Source organism: Klebsiella sp. CSG-1, from assembly GCF_056521145.1.
In genome coordinates, this window is the sequence record NZ_JBWNLD010000005.1 from 301,455 (window position 1) to 318,241 (window position 16,787).

Genomic DNA, 16,787 nt, shown 5'->3' on the forward strand with positions numbered 1-16,787 from the left:
GCGCATTTGTCAGAGAAAGATGTGCTTTTCAACTATATTCAGAACTGACGAGACGCAAAAGGAGCGGAGAGGGGATGACCAGAACCCGTAAAACGATTGCCATTATCTCGGGAACGATACTCGTAGCGATCGTTCTGTTTTTCATCGTGCTGGCGACCTTTGACTGGAATCGCCTGAAACCGACGATCAACCAGAAGGTCTCAGCCGAGCTGAATCGACCGTTTGCGATTCGCGGCGACCTCGGCATTGTCTGGGAGCGCCAGCCAGGCGAGAGCGGCTGGCGGCGCTGGATCCCCTGGCCGCACATCCATGCCGAAGATATTGTTCTCGGCAACCCGCCGGCGATCCCTCAGGTCACCATGGTACATCTGCCGCGCGTTGAAGCCACCCTGGCGCCGCTGGCGTTGCTTACCAGAACCGTTTACCTGCCGTGGATTAAGCTGGAACAGCCCGATGCCCGCCTGATTCGGCTGTCGGAAAAAAATAATAACTGGACCTTTACCCTGGCCTCCGATGCCGCGTCCACCGAACGGCCCGCCTCTTCCGGCTGGTCTTTCCGCCTGGATAATATTCTGTTCGATCGCGGACGGATAGCCATTGATGACAAGGTGACGCGCGCGGATATCACGATCCTGGTCGATCCGCTCGGCAAGCCGCTGCCCTTCAGCGAGGTGAGCGGCGAGAAGGACAAAGAGGGGTCGGCAAAAGCCGGAGACTATATTTTTGGCCTGCAGGCCAAGGGGACCTATAACGGGCAGCCGCTCCAGGGCGACGGTAAAATCGGCGGCATGTTGGCGCTGCGCAGCGAGGGGGAGCCGTTCCCGCTGCAGGGGGACTTTCGCTCCGGCAACACCCGGGTCGCCTTTAGCGGCACGGTCAGCGATCCCCTCAATCTCGGGGGCGTGGATCTGCGTTTGAAGTTCTCCGGGGCCTCGCTGCGGGATCTGTACGAGCTGACCGGGGTGGTGCTGCCGGATACGCCGGCCTTCTCGACCGACGGCCATCTGCGCGCCACTTTTCAGGATCCGAAAGGCGCGCGTTTCGCCTATCGTGATTTTAACGGCCGTATTGGCGAGAGTGATATCCACGGTTCCTTGACCTACAGCACCGGCAAACCGCGACCGAAGCTGGAGGGCGATGTCGCTTCACGACAGCTACGGCTGGCGGATCTCGGCCCGCTCATTGGCGTGAATACAGGCACAAAAACCGCCGGAGGCGAGCAACGTAAAGGCGCAGCTTCAGCGCAGCCTGCGGGGAAAGTGTTACCGTACGATCGCTTTGATACCGATAAATGGCAGCTGATGGACGCCGATGTGCGCTTTAAAGGCGGGCGGATTGAGCACGGCGGCACTTTGCCGGTTAGCGACCTTTCCACCCATGTGATCCTGGAACGAGGTGACCTGCGCCTGCAGCCGCTGCGCTTTGGCCTGGCGAACGGCACAATTGCCGGCAGCCTCCATCTGCAGGGCAATAAGAAACCATTGCAGGGGGAAGCCAACCTGCAGGCGCGGCGTCTGAAGCTGAAGGCGCTGATGCCGAAAGTCGAAATGATGCAGAAGACGCTCGGGGAGATGAATGGCGACGTACAGCTGCGCGGGAGCGGCAATTCGGTGGCGGCGCTGCTGGGCAACAGCAACGGCAATCTGAAGCTGCTGATGAACGACGGTCTGATTAGCCGTAACCTGATGGAAATCCTCGGTCTGAACGTGGGTAACTATGTTATCGGGCAGATATTTGGCGATGATGAGGTCCGGGTGAACTGCGCGGCGGCAAATATCAATGTGACTAACGGCGTGGCGCGGCCGCAGATTTTTGCCTTTGATACCGAAAATGCGCTGATTAACGTGACCGGCACCGCCAGCTTTGCTTCGGAACAGCTCGACCTGACCATTGATCCGGAGAGTAAGGGGTTGCGTATTATTACCCTACGCTCTCCGCTGTACGTGCGCGGGACCTTTCAATCGCCGAATGCCGGGGTGAAGGCCGGGCCGTTGATCGCGCGCGGCGCGGTAGCGGCGGCGCTGGCGACATTAGTCACGCCGGCGGCGGCCCTGCTGGCGCTGGTATCGCCTGCGGAAGGGGATGCCAATCAGTGCCGGGCGATTTTATCGCAGATGAAAAAGTAAACGAATGGAAGAAGCGTGCCCGGCGCGGCGCGCCGGGCAGTAAGGGATTACAGCGACTGATGGCGCGTTTCGTGGGTCAACAGCAGCGCAATCAGCGTCAGCCCGGCCATGGCCGCGAGATAGAGGCCGACCGCCATCAGGCCGTAGTTGCCCTGTAACCAGGCGGCAATATACGGTGCGACGGAGGCGCCGAGAATCGACGAAACGTTATACGAGAACGATGCGCCGGTGTAGCGCACTTCCGTCGGAAACAGCTCCGGCAGCAGCGCACCCATCGGGCCGAAGGTCAGCCCCATCAGGCTCAGGCCCAACAGCAGGAAGGCGAAGACCAGAACCGGCTGACCGGAGCCCAGCAGCGGTTTAAAGGCGAACAGCGCGAAGAGGATAATCATCGTGGTAATCACGATCATGCTCTTACGGCGACCAAACGCGTCGGCCAGCAGACCCGCCACCGGCACCATCACGCCGAAGCCAATGACCGCCATCATCAGCATCCACAGCACTTCGTTCCGCGGCAGGCCGAGACCCACCGGCGCGGCGCCGGTACTGAACGTCATGGAATAGACGGTCATGATATAGAACAGGGTATAGGTCGCCAGCATGATAAAGGTGCCGAGCACGGTGACGCGCACATGCTTCGTCAGCAGGGTCCCCAGCGGGATTTTGACCTGTTTCTTCGCGGCGGCGATTTTGGCGAACACCGGCGTCTCGTGCAGCGACACGCGCACATACAACCCGATAATCACCAGCACGGCGGAGAAGATAAACGGTACGCGCCAGCCCCATGCCATGAACTGCTGGTCGGTCAGCAGCCACGAGAGCAGCAGGAAGGTGCCGTTGGCGAAGAAGAAGCCGATAGGCGCGCCGAGCTGCGGGAAAGAGCCGTACAGCGCGCGCTTGCGCGGCGGGGCGTTTTCGGTCGCCAGCAGCGCCGCGCCGCCCCATTCACCGCCCAGCCCCAGCCCCTGGCCGAAGCGCGCCAGCGCCAGCAGCATCGGCGCCAGAATACCAATGCTCTCGTAACCGGGCAGCAGGCCGATCACCACCGTGGAGATGCCCATGGTCAGCAGCGAAGCGACCAGGGTGACCTTACGGCCGACGCGATCGCCGAAGTGGCCGAATAGCGCAGAGCCAATCGGACGGGCAATAAAGGCAATGGCAAACGTCGCCAGCGACTGTAGCGTAGCTGCGGCCGGGTCACCCTGCGGGAAGAAAATGTGCGGGAATACGATCACCGCGGCGGTGGCATAGATATAAAAGTCGAAGAACTCAATGGCGGTACCGATGAGGGAGGCGACGACGACTTTATTGCGTGAGTTAACCGGAGCGGTTTCCTGCTGCTTGTCGAGTGTGGTGGCTGTGGCTTGCATAGATCTTTCTTATTTTTAGCGAACGAAAGGTCATATAGCCACAGCAAAAGGGACATTTCAATCTGTAACAGGGGGCGTGAGTGGTGAAAAAATGGTCAAAAAGCGGATAATTTGCGTGCCGGAAAAATAACTTCTATGAAATGCTTCACACAAATAAAATAATAGTAGATAAAACCAGTTCCGCGTTAAATAAAAGTTACATGTTGGATTTATCTGCTGAAATGATGATTCGGGCTGAATTTTGTACCTTTCTTCAGCCCGATACGGCATCAATCGTGGGCTTTGCCCGGCATACGACGGTCATCCTTGTAGTCGGCCGTGGCGATCCACGCCGCGCAGAACAGCGTCAGGCGGGCGAAGAAATAGAAGAAGGCCATCAGGCCTAATACGGAGCCAAAGGCGGCGCCGGAAGGCGATTTCACCAGCGCGGGCAGGGTCCAGGTCATGATCATTTTTATGATTTCAAAACCGATAGCTGCAATCAGGGTACCGCGAATCAGCGCCTTACGCCGCGGACGGTGGCGCGGCAGGCGCCAGAAGATCCAGAAAAACAGCAAATAGTTGGCGAAGATGGAGATAGCAAGGCCGATCAGCCGCCAGGCCGGTTTCAACCACTCAATATTATCAAGATAGAGCGCGGAGATGATCATCTGCTGCGCGGAACCGGCGACCGAGGTTATCGATAACGTCACCACCAGCGCCACCAGCAGGCCGATCAACGAGATAAAATCACGGAAGTATTTCATCCAGATCTTTTCCTGGTCCTGCGGCGCTCGCTCCCAGACGTCGCGCGACTGGGCGCGAATCGCCTCCCGCAGGTTGCCCATCCAGTTAATACCGGAATAGAGCGCAACCAGCAGACCGACCAGACCAACGGCGGTGCGTTGCTGGATGGCGGTATTAATGGTGTTTTTCAGCGTGGCGGCCAGCGTGGGGTCGCTGACATTAAGCAGGATTTTATCGAAAATGTCCTGCAGCAGCGTCGGGTGCCAGGCCAGCACAAAACCGGCGGCAGCGAAGGAGACCATCAGAATCGGGATCATCGACAGAAACGAAAAGTAGGTGATGGCCGCACCGAACTGGTTTCCCATCCTGTCGTTAAACCGTTCGGTTGCGCGCAGCAGGTGCGCAATAATCGGGTTCCTCTGAACTTTTTCTGCTGTTCCGGTGACGCTTTTTAACGCCTGATTCGCCTTCTGCGCCACGGCAGAGTCGTTGATGGCGGCCAGCGGGCTTTTACTTTTTTCCGGCGGCTGGCCCGGATCCTGGGTCGGGCGTTTCGCGTCGTTTTCCGATGTCATGAGTGATTTCTTCCTTTCTTTACAGCGAGATTCTTCAAAATTATATACGTAAAATCCTTCATAGACCTGCGAAGCGTCCGAACGACCGCCGGATAAAGGGCGGCGTCGCCTAATCGACGTACTCTTTCATCACGCTCCCCAGCCACTCCATAAACAGATGTACCCGACGGGAAAGGTTGCGTCGGTGCGGATAGATTAACGATACCGGCAGCGGTGCCGCGCGGTACTGCGGCAGGATGTCAATCAGCTCGCCGGTGCGCAGCGCTTCGCGGACGCCGGTACGCGGAACCTGGATAATCCCCAGCCCGGCCAGGCAGGCGGCCTGATAGGTTTCCGTGCTGTTAACGGTGAGCGTGCCGCCGGTCTTCACCCACTGGACAACGCCATCGCTCATCACCTCAAACCCCAGCGGGCGAGCGCCAGGGGTGCTGGCATAGTGAATAAGAGCGTGACCGGCCAGATCGTCGAGCGTGGTCGGGTAGCCGAAGCGTGATAAATACTGCGGGCTGGCGCAGTTAATTTGCGTCAGCTTACCCAGCGGACGGGCGATCAGGCCGGAGTCTTTCAGCGTGCCGACGCGCACCACGCAGTCAAACCCCTCGCGAATCACATCCACCAACCGGTCGCTACTGCTCAGCTCCAGTTCAACGCCCGGGTACTGCTGCAAAAAAGCCGGCAGGCGCGGAATGATCAGTTTCCTGGCCAGTCCAACCGGCATATCCACCCGCAGGCGGCCGCTGATGGTGGCCGGATCGTGCTGAAACATGCCGTCCAGCTCATCGAGATTGCTGAGCAGGTCCCTGGCGCGTTCGTAATAGACCATCCCGTCCTGGGTGAGCTGAACCCGACGCGTGGTGCGGTGCAGCAGGCGCACCCCCAGATGGTTTTCCAGCGCCTGAATCTGGCGCGAGACACTCCCTTTAGGCAGGTTTAAGGTTTCGGCGGCGCGGGAAAAACTCTCCAGCTCCGCGACGCGGATGAACAGCTGCATTGCGTGAATTTTATCCATACCGAAACTCTATTGTTGTTAATACTGGAACAGTAAAACGTAATTTAACGCATTTATTGTTTTACTGGCAGCTAATAAGCTCTTTAACCAGACAAACGCAACTGAGAAGGGGTTTTCTGATGGCACAACGTATCGCTTTAGTGACCGGCGGCAGCCGTGGACTGGGAAAAAATGCCGCGCTGAAGCTGGCAGAGAAGGGAACCGATATTATTCTCACCTGGCATAGCAACCCGCAGGCTGCCCAGGAAGTCGTGGATGAAATTGAGCAAAAAGGGGTGAAAGCTGCGGCATTGGCGTTGAACGTCGGTGATACGGCGAGCTTTGACACTTTCGCTCAGAATGTGGCTCAACTGCTGCAACAGCGCTGGCAGCGCGATACCTTTGATTATTTATTAAACAATGCCGGGATCGGTTTAAACGTCCCCTTTGCTGAGACCAGCGAAGCACAATTTGATGAGCTGATGAATATCCAGTTTAAGGGGCCGTTCTTCCTGACCCAGCGCCTGCTGCCACTTCTGGCGGATAAGGGACGTATCCTCAACGTGTCGAGCGGGCTGGCCCGCTTCGCGCTGCCGGGCTATGCCGCCTATGCGGCGATGAAAGGGGCGATGGAAGTGCTGACCCGCTACCAGGCGAAGGAGCTGGGAGGGCGCGGGATTTCGGTCAACATTATCGCGCCAGGCGCGATAGAAACCGATTTTGGCGGTGGAATAGTGCGGGATAATGCTCAGGTTAATCAGCATATTGCGGCGCAAACGGCGCTGGGTCGGGTAGGGCTGCCAGATGACATCGGCGATGCAATCGCGGCATTGTTGAGCGATGACCTGAGATGGATGAACGCACAGCGCGTGGAAGTTTCCGGCGGCATGTTCCTGTAATCGTAACCGCCTCTCCGTCTGCGGAGAGGCGCAGCGTTCAGCTTATATTTTCAGCGTGTGATAATCGCGACGCAGCAGGCCAAACAGCCAGTCATTATGCCAGCGTCCGTTCAGCCAGTAGCATTCGCGCAGCTCACCCTCCTGCAGAAAGCCGGTTTTCTGCAGCAGATTTCGCGAGGCTATGTTGCCGGCGGTAACCGTGGCGGTCAGACGCCGTACGCCTCCGGCGCTGAAGGCAAAATCACAGAGCGCACGCAGGGATTCATAGCCATAGCCGCGCCCCTGCGCGGCCGGGGTAAATAAAAAGCCCACTTCAGCGCAACCGCCTTCATGATGCCGGTAGCCGGTCAGACCCAGCGGTATACGGGTCTCCCTGTCGCGCACCACCAGGCACAGCCACTGTTTTGCCCCTGGCGACCACGGTGAAATACGCGAATCGAAGGCCTCGCGTATTTCAGACAGCGGGCGTGAATCGGCTATATACAGCATCGCCTGCGGATCTCTCTGCAGAGCGAGAAAAAAAGACCAGTCCTCCTGCTTCAGCTGTGAACAGTGCAGCCGTGGCGTAAGCAATTCGGTCATGAAAACAATTCCTGCAAAGTGCGATGCTATGACCATAGCAGGACATGAATTGTCGGAACAGCACCTGGTTATAAGGGTTCTCCGTACAGCCCTATCAGCCGACGCGCCACGCCGTTCGTCCAGCCGAAGCCATCCTGTAACGGATATTCGCCGCCGCCGCCTTCGTGGGCAACGCCGCCGGCGATGTGGTACTTCTCAATCAGCTTATGGTGCTGCTTATAGAAATGGTTCACCGTTTGCAGCCAGCTGTGGGCAATTTCGTCGCCGAGCGGGTCCTGGCCGTACAGTTTAAATCCCTGTATCGCCATCCACTGTAGCGGCGCCCAGCCGTTGGGCTTATCCCACTGTTCGCCGCTGTCATATTCGGTGGCCATGATGCCGCCGGGAGTCAGCAGGCGGGCGCGGACCGCATCGGCGAGCCGCTCGGCCTGTTGGTGCGTAGCCATGCCGACATACAGCGCTACGATGCTGGCGGCGGAGAAGAGCGCCTGCTGTTCGCGTCGCCAGTCGTAATCCCGAAAACAGCCGCCCTCTTCATCCCATAAATAGCGGTTTACCGCGGACCGGCGATCGCTGGCTTTCTGGCGAAAAGCCGTTTCCGTTTCCCGGTCGCCTTTCAGGCCGGATAGATTGGCAATGGTGTTTTCCAGTTTGAATAAAAAGGCGTTTAAATCGATCGGAATAAACTGGGTCGTACGGATGCTTGCCAGCCGGGTGATATCGCGCAGCCAGCGGCTGGAATAGTCCCAGCCGGAGGCCGCCCCGGCGCGCAGGTCCCGGTAGACTTCGTTGGCCGGGCGGCCGGAGTGGCGCGCCGTTTCCACATCTTCCCGCCACGATTCATCCCGCGGGGTATCGCGGTCGTCCCAGTAGCGATTGAGTAACGATCCGTCCGGCATGCGCACCGTGTGGCGATAGGCCTGGTTCGGGATCAGCGATTCGGCGCCATCCATCCAGAACTGATACTCCAGTTTCAGATGGTCGAGATAGCGCCGCGCGCCGCGCACGCCATCCTCCTCAAACAGCTCAACCATCAGGGCAAACACCGGCGGCTGCGAGCGGCTGAGGTAGTAGGTACGGTTGCCGTTGGGGATATGACCGTAGGTTTCAATCATCCACGCGAAGTTGTCCGCCATACATTTCAGCAGGTCTTCGCGGCCGCTTTCCGCCAGCCCCAGCATAGTAAAGTAGGAGTCCCAGTAGTAGGTTTCGCTAAAGCGCCCGCCGGGCACGATATAAGACTGTGGTAGCGCCAGCAGCGATGACCAGGGAATATGATCCTGCGGCTCGCGGGTGAGAACGGGCCAGAGGTTATCGATATGCTCTTTCAGCGATCGCCGGGGATCGGACACGTAGTCGTCAGTGCGGTTGTCCGGCATCCAGAAGTGCTCTTCAACAAACTGGCGCAGGTCGAATCCAGGCTGGTGCTTCACCCGCCGGTAGTGGATCAAGATATCCAGCGGATCTTGCTTTGGCGCGCAGTCGGGGAAGGTTTTGCTGTCGGCAAAGATGCGTGATTTCTGCACATGCGTAAAGAGTTCCAGATAGCGGTCGGCAGGCGTCAGGGCATCAGAGGCCGGCAGGCCTTCGATGATCTCCGGCTCCGGTTCGGCATCGAACATTTCATCCAGTTTTAACTCATACGGATCGGCTTCGTAGCACAGATCGCGCTCGATCTTCGGTTTATCGCCATTCTCGTTGCGTAATGTCTGGCTGGACATAGTGATACGGACCTCCGGATCGCGTCAGTTCAGGGCGCCGGGCCTCTCCCGGCCTGACTATTAAGCTTAGTCATTCGCTTCGGTGTCTGGAAATAAAAGTGTGCGTCAGGTCACGTTTTTTAGCGATAAGTTTAGGTAGAGATGTGGCTAATTTATTGATTTTTTTATATCAAATTGCTCCGGGTCGAAGGGGGGAATTCGGAGCAATCGTTTTGCAACAAAATCTAATTATGCCGGATAAAACGGGGCGTCACTCCCACGCCGCTTCCAGCATCTCCAGCAGCTGCTCGCTATCCAGCTGCACCGGATTCGCTTTCATGGATGAGGAGCTGCTGGCCGCCAGCGCCGCAGGCTCCAGGGCCTCGTGAGGTACGCCCAGTTCGCGCAGATTCCCCAGCCCGGCGCCGCGGCTCCATTCGCGCAGGCTATCCCAGGCCGTCTCCGGCTCGACGTCCAGCCCGTCGGCCAGCCACTGGCGGACTTCGTCAAAGCGTTCGCGGATAGCCCTGTTGCTGACCTGCGACTCATTGAGCGCCAGGCCGTAAGGCAGCAGGCTGCCGCAGAGTGCGCCGTGGGAAGCATGGCTCAGTCCCCCCAGCGGGCCGGCCAGCCCATGAATGACGCCAAGACCAGCATTCGCCAGCGCCAGGCCGCCGCACAGGCTGACCCAGGCCATCTCATCGCGGCTGTCCGGGCACTCTTTTTCCATCAGCGTGCGGAGCGCTTTGATTCCGCGCGGAATAGCGGCCCGGCACAGCGCATCGGTAAAAGGATTGGCGCGGGTACAGAGCCAGGGCTCAATGAGCTGGGTAATCGCGTCAAGGCCGGAGCCGAGCGTCACCGCGCGCGGGGCGTTATCGGTCAGCGCCGGGTCGACGATGGCCAGGTCCGGCAGCATCCGATCGTCGCGCAGGCTGACTTTTCGCCGCTGCTGAGGGACGTTAATCACCGCATTTTTCGTCACTTCTGCCCCGGTACCGGCGGTAGTCGGGATAGCGACAAACGGCAGCGGATGCCCTTCTAATACCCGGCCGTTGCCCACCACTTCCAGATACTCCATCACCGGGCCCGAGGCCGGCACCAGCGCAGCAATCGCTTTTCCTGCGTCGATAACCGCGCCGCCGCCGAGGCTGACCACCGCCCCGATGCCATTTTCCCGCGCCAGACGCACCCCCTGTTCAATATCTTCCAGCGTCGGCTCATGGGCTACGGATAGCGTCATCGCTTCAAGATGATGGGCGCGCAGCTCGGTGAGTAAAAAACCGGCCCGCTGCGCGCTGGCGCCGTGGACCAGCAGTACCTTCGCGGTACGCTGGGCCAGCCAGGGGGCAGCGCTACGGGCAAGGCCGCGGCCAAAACGGATATTGCCGGGCGTGAAAACAGTAAACGGAGTCAGCATGGCGGGTTCCCTGTGTCAGCAAAAAAGACTGAAATCAACTATACACATTATCCGGCAGGCTGCCTCTTTGTCGCCGGATAGAGTAGGGTGGAAGTCACGTTCCTTCGCTTAAGGATGTCACGATGCTAAAAATACTGGGCAAACGCTCATCAATTAACGTTCGTAAAGTGTTATGGACCTGCGATGAAGTCGGTCTGACCTATCAGCAGGAGGATTACGGCAGCGGTTTCCAGCCGGTCGATAGCGCCGAGTTTCGCGCCCTGAACCCAAACGGCCTGGTGCCGGTGCTGCTCGACGATGACTTCGTGCTATGGGAGTCAAACAGCATCTGCCGCTATTTGACGCGCAAAGCCGGACGCGAGGATCTGCTACCGGTGACCCCTCAGGGCGCAGCGGATGTTGAGCGCTGGATGGACTGGCAGGCCACGGAGTTTAACAATGCCTGGCGCTATGCATTTATGGGTCTGGTGCGCAAAGACCCGCGTTTTCAGGATCCGGCGGCGATTAAGGAGAGCATCGCTACGTGGACCCGCTGTGTTCACATCGTTGAATCACAGCTGCAGCGCACCGGCGCATGGATCGCCGGCCCGCAGTTTACGCTGGCGGACATCGTACTGGGTCTGTCGGTACATCGCTGGAAAATGACCCCTTTTGCCCATCCGGAGCTGCCGGCGGTTGAGCGCTGGTATATGATGCTCAATCAGCGGCCGGCGTTTATGCGCCACGGCAATAACGGTACGGCGTGACGGTCGACTCCCGGCGTTAACGCCGCGGCCGGGTACTGCCCCTGATAATGAGCTTGCCTTTCAACACGTGCTGCACGGGGGCCGCCTCCGCACTATCCAACTGCGTCTTTAATACCGCGATCGCCGCTTCCACCATCTCCGAGAGCGGCTGCACCCAGGTGGTGAGATCGATCAGCGGCCAGCTGGCCATCGCGATATCGTCAAAGCCGACGACCGAAATATCGTGGCCGGCCCGCATACCCATTTCGCCCACCACGACGTTTAATGCCGCGATCGCCATCATGTCATTGGCGCAAAATAGCGCATCCGGCGGGTCTGGCAGGGCCATCAGTCTGCGGGTGGCGTTCATCGCTTCTTCAATCGACCACATCCCGCTATCGCGCAACGGGGGCCTGGCCCCGCGCATATCCAGCCGGTGGCGAAAGCCGGTTTCCCGGTCGCGGCTGGTGGATGAGGTATCTCTCCCGGCAATAAACGCCAGCTGCCGGTGGCCGGCATCCAGCAGAAAATCGGCAATCGCCGCGCCGCCGGCGAGGTTGTCGCTGGTGACGCTGGAGACGGACTGGCTGTCATTTTTACGATTGAGCAGCAAAACCGGGAGCCCGAGGTGCTGGCACTCCTGGGCGAAGTGGGAAGAGAGGCTGCTGGAAACCAGCACCAGCGCTTCGACGCGATGGCGCAGGATCTCCTCCATGATCGGCGTGGTATCGTCATCGCGATACATGGAAAACAGCAGTACCCGATATCCCATCAGATTAAGCTTATGCGAAAGCTCATCGAGGACGGCCGAGTAGAACGGATTGACCAGTCCAGGTACCACAATGCCTATCAGATTGGAGCGGCGGGTGATCAGCGATTGCGCGATAAAGCTCGGCCGATAGCCGAGCTCTGCGGCGACTTTGCGCACTTTCTCCCGGGTGGCGGGCGATATTTTCGCCCCGTCGGTAAAGGCTCTGGAAACTGCAGATTGCGAGACACCCGCCGCTTTCGCAACGTCATAACTTGTCACCGCTCGTTTGATTGAACCTGCCATTCCTTTGTCTCCCGCTAACGAATGCCTCGTCATTATGCGTGAATCTGCTCCGCTGTCACTCATTTTGCGATCTGCGTTGCATTCGAATGCATTGATCCTTTTCATCACATCTTATTCACGCCAGGATACAAATGAATTCGAATGCATTAGCATTTTATTAACATCATAGTGAGGCAAATTATGGCGACCTGGATCAAACGCGGGGCTGAATCTGAAGCGGTAAAAACGCACGATCGTTCCGTTCGTGAAGCGGTGGAAAAAATTCTGGCGGACATTGAAGCGCGCGGAGACGCCGCGGTACGCGAGCTGTCGATTAAGTTCGACAAGCTCGACAGAGAGGACTTCCGTCTCAGCCAGCAGGAGATTGACGACTGTTATGCCCAGCTCTCCGCACGCGATATTGCGGACATCCGTTTTGCTCAGGAGCAGGTGCGCAACTTTGCTCAGCATCAGCGTGACAGCATGAAAGATATTGAGGTGGAGACCTTATCGGGCGTTATTCTGGGCCATAAAAATATTCCGGTCAGCGCGGCGGGCTGCTACGTTCCGGGCGGCAAGTACCCGCTGCTGGCCTCGGCGCATATGTCGATCATTACGGCTAAAGTGGCCGGCGTGCCGCGCATCGTCACCTGCGCGCCGCCGTTTAACGGTAAACCGGCTCCGGCCATTGTGGTGGCGCAGCATATGGCGGGTGCGGATGAAATTTACTGTCTGGGTGGTATTCAGGCAGTGGCGGCGATGGCGGTCGGCACTGAGAGCATTGCTCCGGTCGATATGCTGGTGGGGCCGGGAAATGCGTTTGTTGCCGAAGCCAAGCGACAGCTGTTCGGCCGCGTCGGTATCGACCTGTTTGCCGGGCCAACCGAAACCCTGGTGATTGCCGATGAGAGCGTGGATGGCGAAATCTGCGCCACCGACCTGCTGGGCCAGGCCGAGCATGGCCTGGATTCACCGGCTATTCTGCTGACCACTTCCGGGAAGCTGGCGCGCGAAACCCTGGCGGAGATTGAGCGTTTGCTGGCGGTGCTGCCGACGGCGCAAATCGCTCGTCAATCGTGGGATAAATTTGGCGAGGTTATCGTCGCCCAGGACAAGGAAGAGATGCTGAAGATTGCCAATGAGCTGGCCTTCGAACATGTGCAGGTCATGACGGAAGATCCTGACTGGTTCCTCGCCAATATGCAGAACTTCGGCGCGCTGTTCCTTGGCCCGCGTACCAACGTGGCCTATGGCGATAAGGTTATCGGGACTAACCATACGCTGCCTACGCGCAAAGCGGCGCGCTATACCGGGGGGCTGTGGGTCGGCAAATTCATCAAAACCTGCACTTATCAAAAGGTACTGACCGATAGCGCTTCCGCGCAGATTGGCGAGTACTGCTCGCGTCTGTGCGCGCTGGAAGGGTTCTCCGGACACGGCGAGCAGGCCAACGTTCGCGTACGTCGCTATGGCCATAAAGATGTGCCTTACGCCGGTATCCCCGAGTGAGCATTCAGCACTGAAGCGGAGGGCAGGATAAGCCCCTCTGGATAACATCGGCCGCCATATAACTCGGAGAAAAGTGGCGGCCACGCTGATGGATAGCCCTATGGACGTATTGATTGCCTTACTGGCGTTAGGAGTATTGATGTTAGCCGCCTATCGTGGCTACAGCGTGATCCTCTTTGCTCCCCTGGCCGCACTTGGCGCCGTTTTGTCAACTCAACCGGCGGCGGTTGCGCCTGTTTTCAGCGATATCTTCATGGATAAGCTGGTTGGGTTTGTGAAGCTCTATTTCCCGGTGTTTTTGCTCGGGGCGGTTTTCGGCAAGCTGATTGAGTTTTCCGGCTTTTCCCGCTCGATTGTCAGCGCCGTGACCCGCTTAATGGGCCAGAACAAGGCGATGCCGGTGATTATCCTGGTGTGCGCTCTGCTGACCTACGGCGGCGTTTCGCTGTTTGTGGTGGTCTTCGCGGTCTATCCGTTTGCCGCTGAAATGTTCCGTCAGAGCCAGATCCCTAAACGCCTGATGCCGGCCACCATTGCGCTGGGGGCCTTTACCTTCACCATGGATGCCCTGCCGGGTTCGCCGCAGATCCAGAACATCATCCCGACCACCTTTTATGGCACCACCTCCTGGGCCGCGCCGTGGCTGGGGATTCTCGGATCGGCCTTCGTGGCGATCGGCGGCTGGCTCTATCTCGAAGCGATGCGGCGTAAAGCGCAGCGTAACGGGGAAGGCTACGGCACAAATTTAGTGAATGAGCCGGAAACCCCGGCGGACCTCAATTTGCCGCATCCGTTTATCGCGCTGTTGCCGCTGATGGTGGTCGGTATCGCCAACCTGATTTTTACCTGGCTTATTCCTCTGACCTACGGCGGCCATTTCCTGATTGACCTGCCGGGGCTGAAAGCGCCGCTGGAAAGCGATGTCAAAAAGATGGTCGCCATCTGGGCGGTCATGGCGGCGCTGTTGTGCGGTATTGTCACCATCTTTTTGTTTGCCTGGCGCAGCCTGAAAGGCAAGCTGGCGGATGGCAGTAAGGTGGCGGTCGGCGGCGCGATGCTCGCGTCGTTGAATACCGCATCGGAGTACGGTTTTGGCGGCGTCATCGCTGCGCTGCCGGGGTTTGTCCAGGTGGCCGATGCGCTGAAAGCTATCCCTAACCCGCTCATTAATCAGGCGATCACCATCAATATTCTCTCCGGGATCACCGGCTCGTCCTCGGGCGGCATGAGTATTGCGCTGGCGGCGATGGCCGATCGCTTTATTGAGGCGGCCCATGCGGCGGGGATCCCGCTGGAGGTGATGCACCGCGTCGCGTCGATGGCGGCGGGGGGAATGGATACGCTGCCGCACAACGGGGCGATCATCACGCTGCTGGCGGTGACGGGGTTAACTCATCGTCAGGCCTATAAACCGATACTCGGGATTACGCTGTTTAAGATTCTCGGGGCGTTTTTCATTATTGGCGTTTATTACGCGACGGGACTGGTGTAACGAGACCAATCAGAGCAGACCGTCTGGCAGCGTGTCAGACGGTCGTTCAGACGTTTTTCAGCCTGTTCGCTTTGCAATGACCGTTGACTGTCGTTACGATCCCTGACTCTTTATTCTCCCCTTGATTTCAGTACGGCAGGAAGGTGTGGTTTGAACAGGCAGTTGAGCCCTGTGCTATTGGCGTCGCTGCTGCTTGTAGGATGCTCCGGAACGCTTTCACAAATGAGCGTCCCCTCAGATGAAACCAGCCTGGTCGGGCAAAATAGCCATGTTCTGCCCATCGATGCGTTCGTCAGCCGCTATATGCAACGCAAGCAGGTCAGCGGCGTGGTGGTGGCGATCATTCATCACAACGGTCCGGCGGAGTTCCACTGCTATGGTGTGACCGATGCCAAAAACCGTTATCCCATTACCCCGGATACGCTCTTTGCGCTGGGTTCGCTGAGTAAAGGCACCACCGCCGAGGTGATAACCCTGCTGGTCAACGAGGGGCGATTGCACTGGGACGATACGCTACTGACGTTGTTACCGCCGGGTACGCCGCTGAGTGATGACGCGAAAAAAATCACCTTGTTGCAGCTGGTGACGCACACTTCGGGCCTGCCGCGCCAGCCGATGAACCTGCTGTCGCTTGAGCATTTGCTGGTTTATCTGAGTGATGGCGAAAATTTCTATCACGAACTGGATAATGAGCGGGTACTGAGTTACCTGAGCACCTTTAACGCGCCGCTGAGCCATGAACCGGAATACTCCAATCTGGGCTACGCAATTCTGGGTTATATCCTTACCTATCAGACCGGCGAATCCGTTGCGGCGCTGGCCTCAAGGATGATTTTCCAGCCGCTGGCGATGAGAAATAGCAGCTATCTTCCGCAGACCCTGCGCGAATATCCCCGACGGGCCCTCGGCCATGCCGGCGACCAGCCGAAGTTTAAACCTCGCGGCGCGCTCACGCCGGACTGGCAGTTCAGCAACAATATGGTCGGAGCGGCGAACCTGTACAGCGATGCTCGCGATCTGATCGAATACGCCCGCGCCCATTTTTCTCCGACCCAACATGCCGCGCTGGATAAGGCTTTTGCCGACGTCAGCGTTGATTACTATCCGCGGGAAAAAGAGGCGGCCAATATCGCCTGGGTGACCGATACCCTCGCAGGGCAAAGAATCACCTATCAGGTGGGTTATATCGGTGGCTATTCCAGCTATATCGGTTTTGATAAGGCTAATCAGAATGCGGTGGTGGTGCTGCAAAACAGCTTTAACTGGAGTAACTACATCGGCCACGCTATTTTGCAAAATCGGCTATCAGCACCGTCGGTAAGTCCCCCTCTGTCTGGCGAACAGGTCAACCCCTGTAGCGGATATGACAGCGTATACCAACGTCCCCCGTTGTCTGAGCGGTCCTCACACCTGTAGGCGCGTCCCGTCACTCTCCTGAAGACTGAGTAAATGTATTTATATCTACATGATAAATAATGTTTTTATTTTTACTCTGTCTTCTTGAATATCTTTTGTGTGATGCATAGCACAAAAAAAAGCCAGCGCTATTGAAGCAAGTTCGTACCAGGTATAGCTTTAAATAACTTGAACATGGTTGTACATAGACAACCATGACTGACAGTAGATATGTTACACGCAAATC

General features: G+C 57.9%; 12 protein-coding genes and 1 pseudogene. 6 read left to right on the forward strand and 7 right to left on the reverse strand.

Annotation, left to right across the window (positions count from 1 at the left end; genetic code table 11):
* Positions 1-74 precede the first annotated feature (74 nt).
* A complete protein-coding gene (locus tag AC007G_RS14665; RefSeq protein ID WP_032698593.1) occupies positions 75-2,126 on the forward strand; it encodes an AsmA family protein in 2,052 nt (683 codons plus the stop codon).
* Between the two features lie 47 nt (positions 2,127-2,173).
* Here the strand turns inward: AC007G_RS14665 and AC007G_RS14670 are convergent, their stop codons facing one another.
* From AC007G_RS14670 to AC007G_RS14680, 3 genes are all read right to left on the reverse strand, one after another.
* The gene (locus AC007G_RS14670; protein WP_032690344.1) at positions 2,174-3,496 is read right to left on the reverse strand and encodes an MFS transporter; all 1,323 of its coding nucleotides are present in this window, start codon (positions 3,494-3,496) and stop codon (positions 2,174-2,176) included.
* Between the two features lie 269 nt (positions 3,497-3,765).
* Positions 3,766-4,797: an inner membrane protein YhjD gene (yhjD, locus tag AC007G_RS14675; protein ID WP_032690345.1), complete on the reverse strand. Its 1,032-nt coding sequence runs from the start codon at positions 4,795-4,797 to the stop codon at positions 3,766-3,768.
* 109 nt (positions 4,798-4,906) lie between these two features.
* Positions 4,907-5,806, reverse strand: coding sequence for a LysR family transcriptional regulator (locus AC007G_RS14680; protein ID WP_047663559.1), 900 nt, complete (start codon positions 5,804-5,806; stop codon positions 4,907-4,909).
* Between the two features lie 119 nt (positions 5,807-5,925).
* Here AC007G_RS14680 and AC007G_RS14685 point away from each other — a divergent pair, with 119 nt between their 5' ends.
* Complete coding sequence (locus AC007G_RS14685; protein ID WP_032690347.1) at positions 5,926-6,684, forward strand: SDR family NAD(P)-dependent oxidoreductase; 759 nt, start codon at positions 5,926-5,928, stop codon at positions 6,682-6,684.
* 42 nt (positions 6,685-6,726) lie between these two features.
* On the opposite strand, the gene AC007G_RS14690 is transcribed toward AC007G_RS14685, so the two are convergent.
* The 3 genes from AC007G_RS14690 to AC007G_RS14700 all read right to left on the reverse strand — a co-directional run bounded on the left by AC007G_RS14690 (position 6,727) and on the right by AC007G_RS14700 (position 10,386).
* Positions 6,727-7,266 (reverse strand): GNAT family N-acetyltransferase, encoded by a 540-nt coding sequence (locus tag AC007G_RS14690; protein ID WP_032690348.1) that lies wholly within the window; start codon positions 7,264-7,266, stop codon positions 6,727-6,729.
* Positions 7,267-7,334: 68 nt separating this feature from the next.
* Positions 7,335-8,987 carry an alpha,alpha-trehalase gene (locus AC007G_RS14695; RefSeq protein WP_032690349.1) on the reverse strand — a complete coding sequence of 551 codons (1,653 nt, stop codon included), beginning with the start codon at positions 8,985-8,987 and terminating at the stop codon, positions 7,335-7,337.
* 250 nt (positions 8,988-9,237) lie between these two features.
* Positions 9,238-10,386: an iron-containing alcohol dehydrogenase gene (locus AC007G_RS14700; protein ID WP_099001497.1), complete on the reverse strand. Its 1,149-nt coding sequence runs from the start codon at positions 10,384-10,386 to the stop codon at positions 9,238-9,240.
* A gap of 122 nt (positions 10,387-10,508) precedes the next feature.
* Between AC007G_RS14700 and AC007G_RS14705 the strand changes: the two genes are divergently transcribed.
* Positions 10,509-11,132: a glutathione S-transferase family protein gene (locus tag AC007G_RS14705; RefSeq protein ID WP_032698598.1), complete on the forward strand. Its 624-nt coding sequence runs from the start codon at positions 10,509-10,511 to the stop codon at positions 11,130-11,132.
* 16 nt (positions 11,133-11,148) lie between these two features.
* Here AC007G_RS14705 and AC007G_RS14710 read toward each other — a convergent pair whose 3' ends face one another.
* Positions 11,149-12,165: a LacI family DNA-binding transcriptional regulator gene (locus AC007G_RS14710; RefSeq protein WP_132467663.1), complete on the reverse strand. Its 1,017-nt coding sequence runs from the start codon at positions 12,163-12,165 to the stop codon at positions 11,149-11,151.
* 180 nt (positions 12,166-12,345) lie between these two features.
* Here AC007G_RS14710 and hisD point away from each other — a divergent pair, with 180 nt between their 5' ends.
* The 3 genes and pseudogenes from hisD to AC007G_RS14725 all read left to right on the forward strand — a co-directional run bounded on the left by hisD (position 12,346) and on the right by AC007G_RS14725 (position 16,561).
* Positions 12,346-13,653 carry a histidinol dehydrogenase gene (gene hisD, locus AC007G_RS14715; RefSeq protein ID WP_142630288.1) on the forward strand — a complete coding sequence of 436 codons (1,308 nt, stop codon included), beginning with the start codon at positions 12,346-12,348 and terminating at the stop codon, positions 13,651-13,653.
* A 100-nt stretch (positions 13,654-13,753) separates the two neighbouring features.
* Positions 13,754-14,119: pseudogene (locus AC007G_RS14720) on the forward strand (GntP family permease); the annotation flags it as partial.
* A 1,248-nt stretch (positions 14,120-15,367) separates the two neighbouring features.
* Positions 15,368-16,561 carry a serine hydrolase domain-containing protein gene (locus AC007G_RS14725; protein ID WP_080718622.1) on the forward strand — a complete coding sequence of 398 codons (1,194 nt, stop codon included), beginning with the start codon at positions 15,368-15,370 and terminating at the stop codon, positions 16,559-16,561.
* The last annotated feature ends 226 nt before the right edge of the window (positions 16,562-16,787 follow it).

What these genes read in the sequence shown, in the direction of transcription:
- AC007G_RS14665 (WP_032698593.1), top strand. Translation starts at nt 75, where the DNA reads ATGACCAGAACCCGTAAAACGATTGCCATTATCTCGGGAACGATACTC.
- AC007G_RS14710 (WP_132467663.1), bottom strand. Translation starts at nt 12,165, where the DNA reads ATGGCAGGTTCAATCAAACGAGCGGTGACAAGTTATGACGTTGCGAAA.
- AC007G_RS14695 (WP_032690349.1), bottom strand. Translation starts at nt 8,987, where the DNA reads ATGTCCAGCCAGACATTACGCAACGAGAATGGCGATAAACCGAAGATC.
- AC007G_RS14670 (WP_032690344.1), bottom strand. Translation starts at nt 3,496, where the DNA reads ATGCAAGCCACAGCCACCACACTCGACAAGCAGCAGGAAACCGCTCCG.
- AC007G_RS14725 (WP_080718622.1), top strand. Translation starts at nt 15,368, where the DNA reads ATGAGCGTCCCCTCAGATGAAACCAGCCTGGTCGGGCAAAATAGCCAT.
- AC007G_RS14690 (WP_032690348.1), bottom strand. Translation starts at nt 7,266, where the DNA reads ATGACCGAATTGCTTACGCCACGGCTGCACTGTTCACAGCTGAAGCAG.
- AC007G_RS14680 (WP_047663559.1), bottom strand. Translation starts at nt 5,806, where the DNA reads ATGGATAAAATTCACGCAATGCAGCTGTTCATCCGCGTCGCGGAGCTG.
- hisD (WP_142630288.1), top strand. Translation starts at nt 12,346, where the DNA reads ATGGCGACCTGGATCAAACGCGGGGCTGAATCTGAAGCGGTAAAAACG.
- AC007G_RS14700 (WP_099001497.1), bottom strand. Translation starts at nt 10,386, where the DNA reads ATGCTGACTCCGTTTACTGTTTTCACGCCCGGCAATATCCGTTTTGGC.
- AC007G_RS14685 (WP_032690347.1), top strand. Translation starts at nt 5,926, where the DNA reads ATGGCACAACGTATCGCTTTAGTGACCGGCGGCAGCCGTGGACTGGGA.
- AC007G_RS14705 (WP_032698598.1), top strand. Translation starts at nt 10,509, where the DNA reads ATGCTAAAAATACTGGGCAAACGCTCATCAATTAACGTTCGTAAAGTG.
- yhjD (WP_032690345.1), bottom strand. Translation starts at nt 4,797, where the DNA reads ATGACATCGGAAAACGACGCGAAACGCCCGACCCAGGATCCGGGCCAG.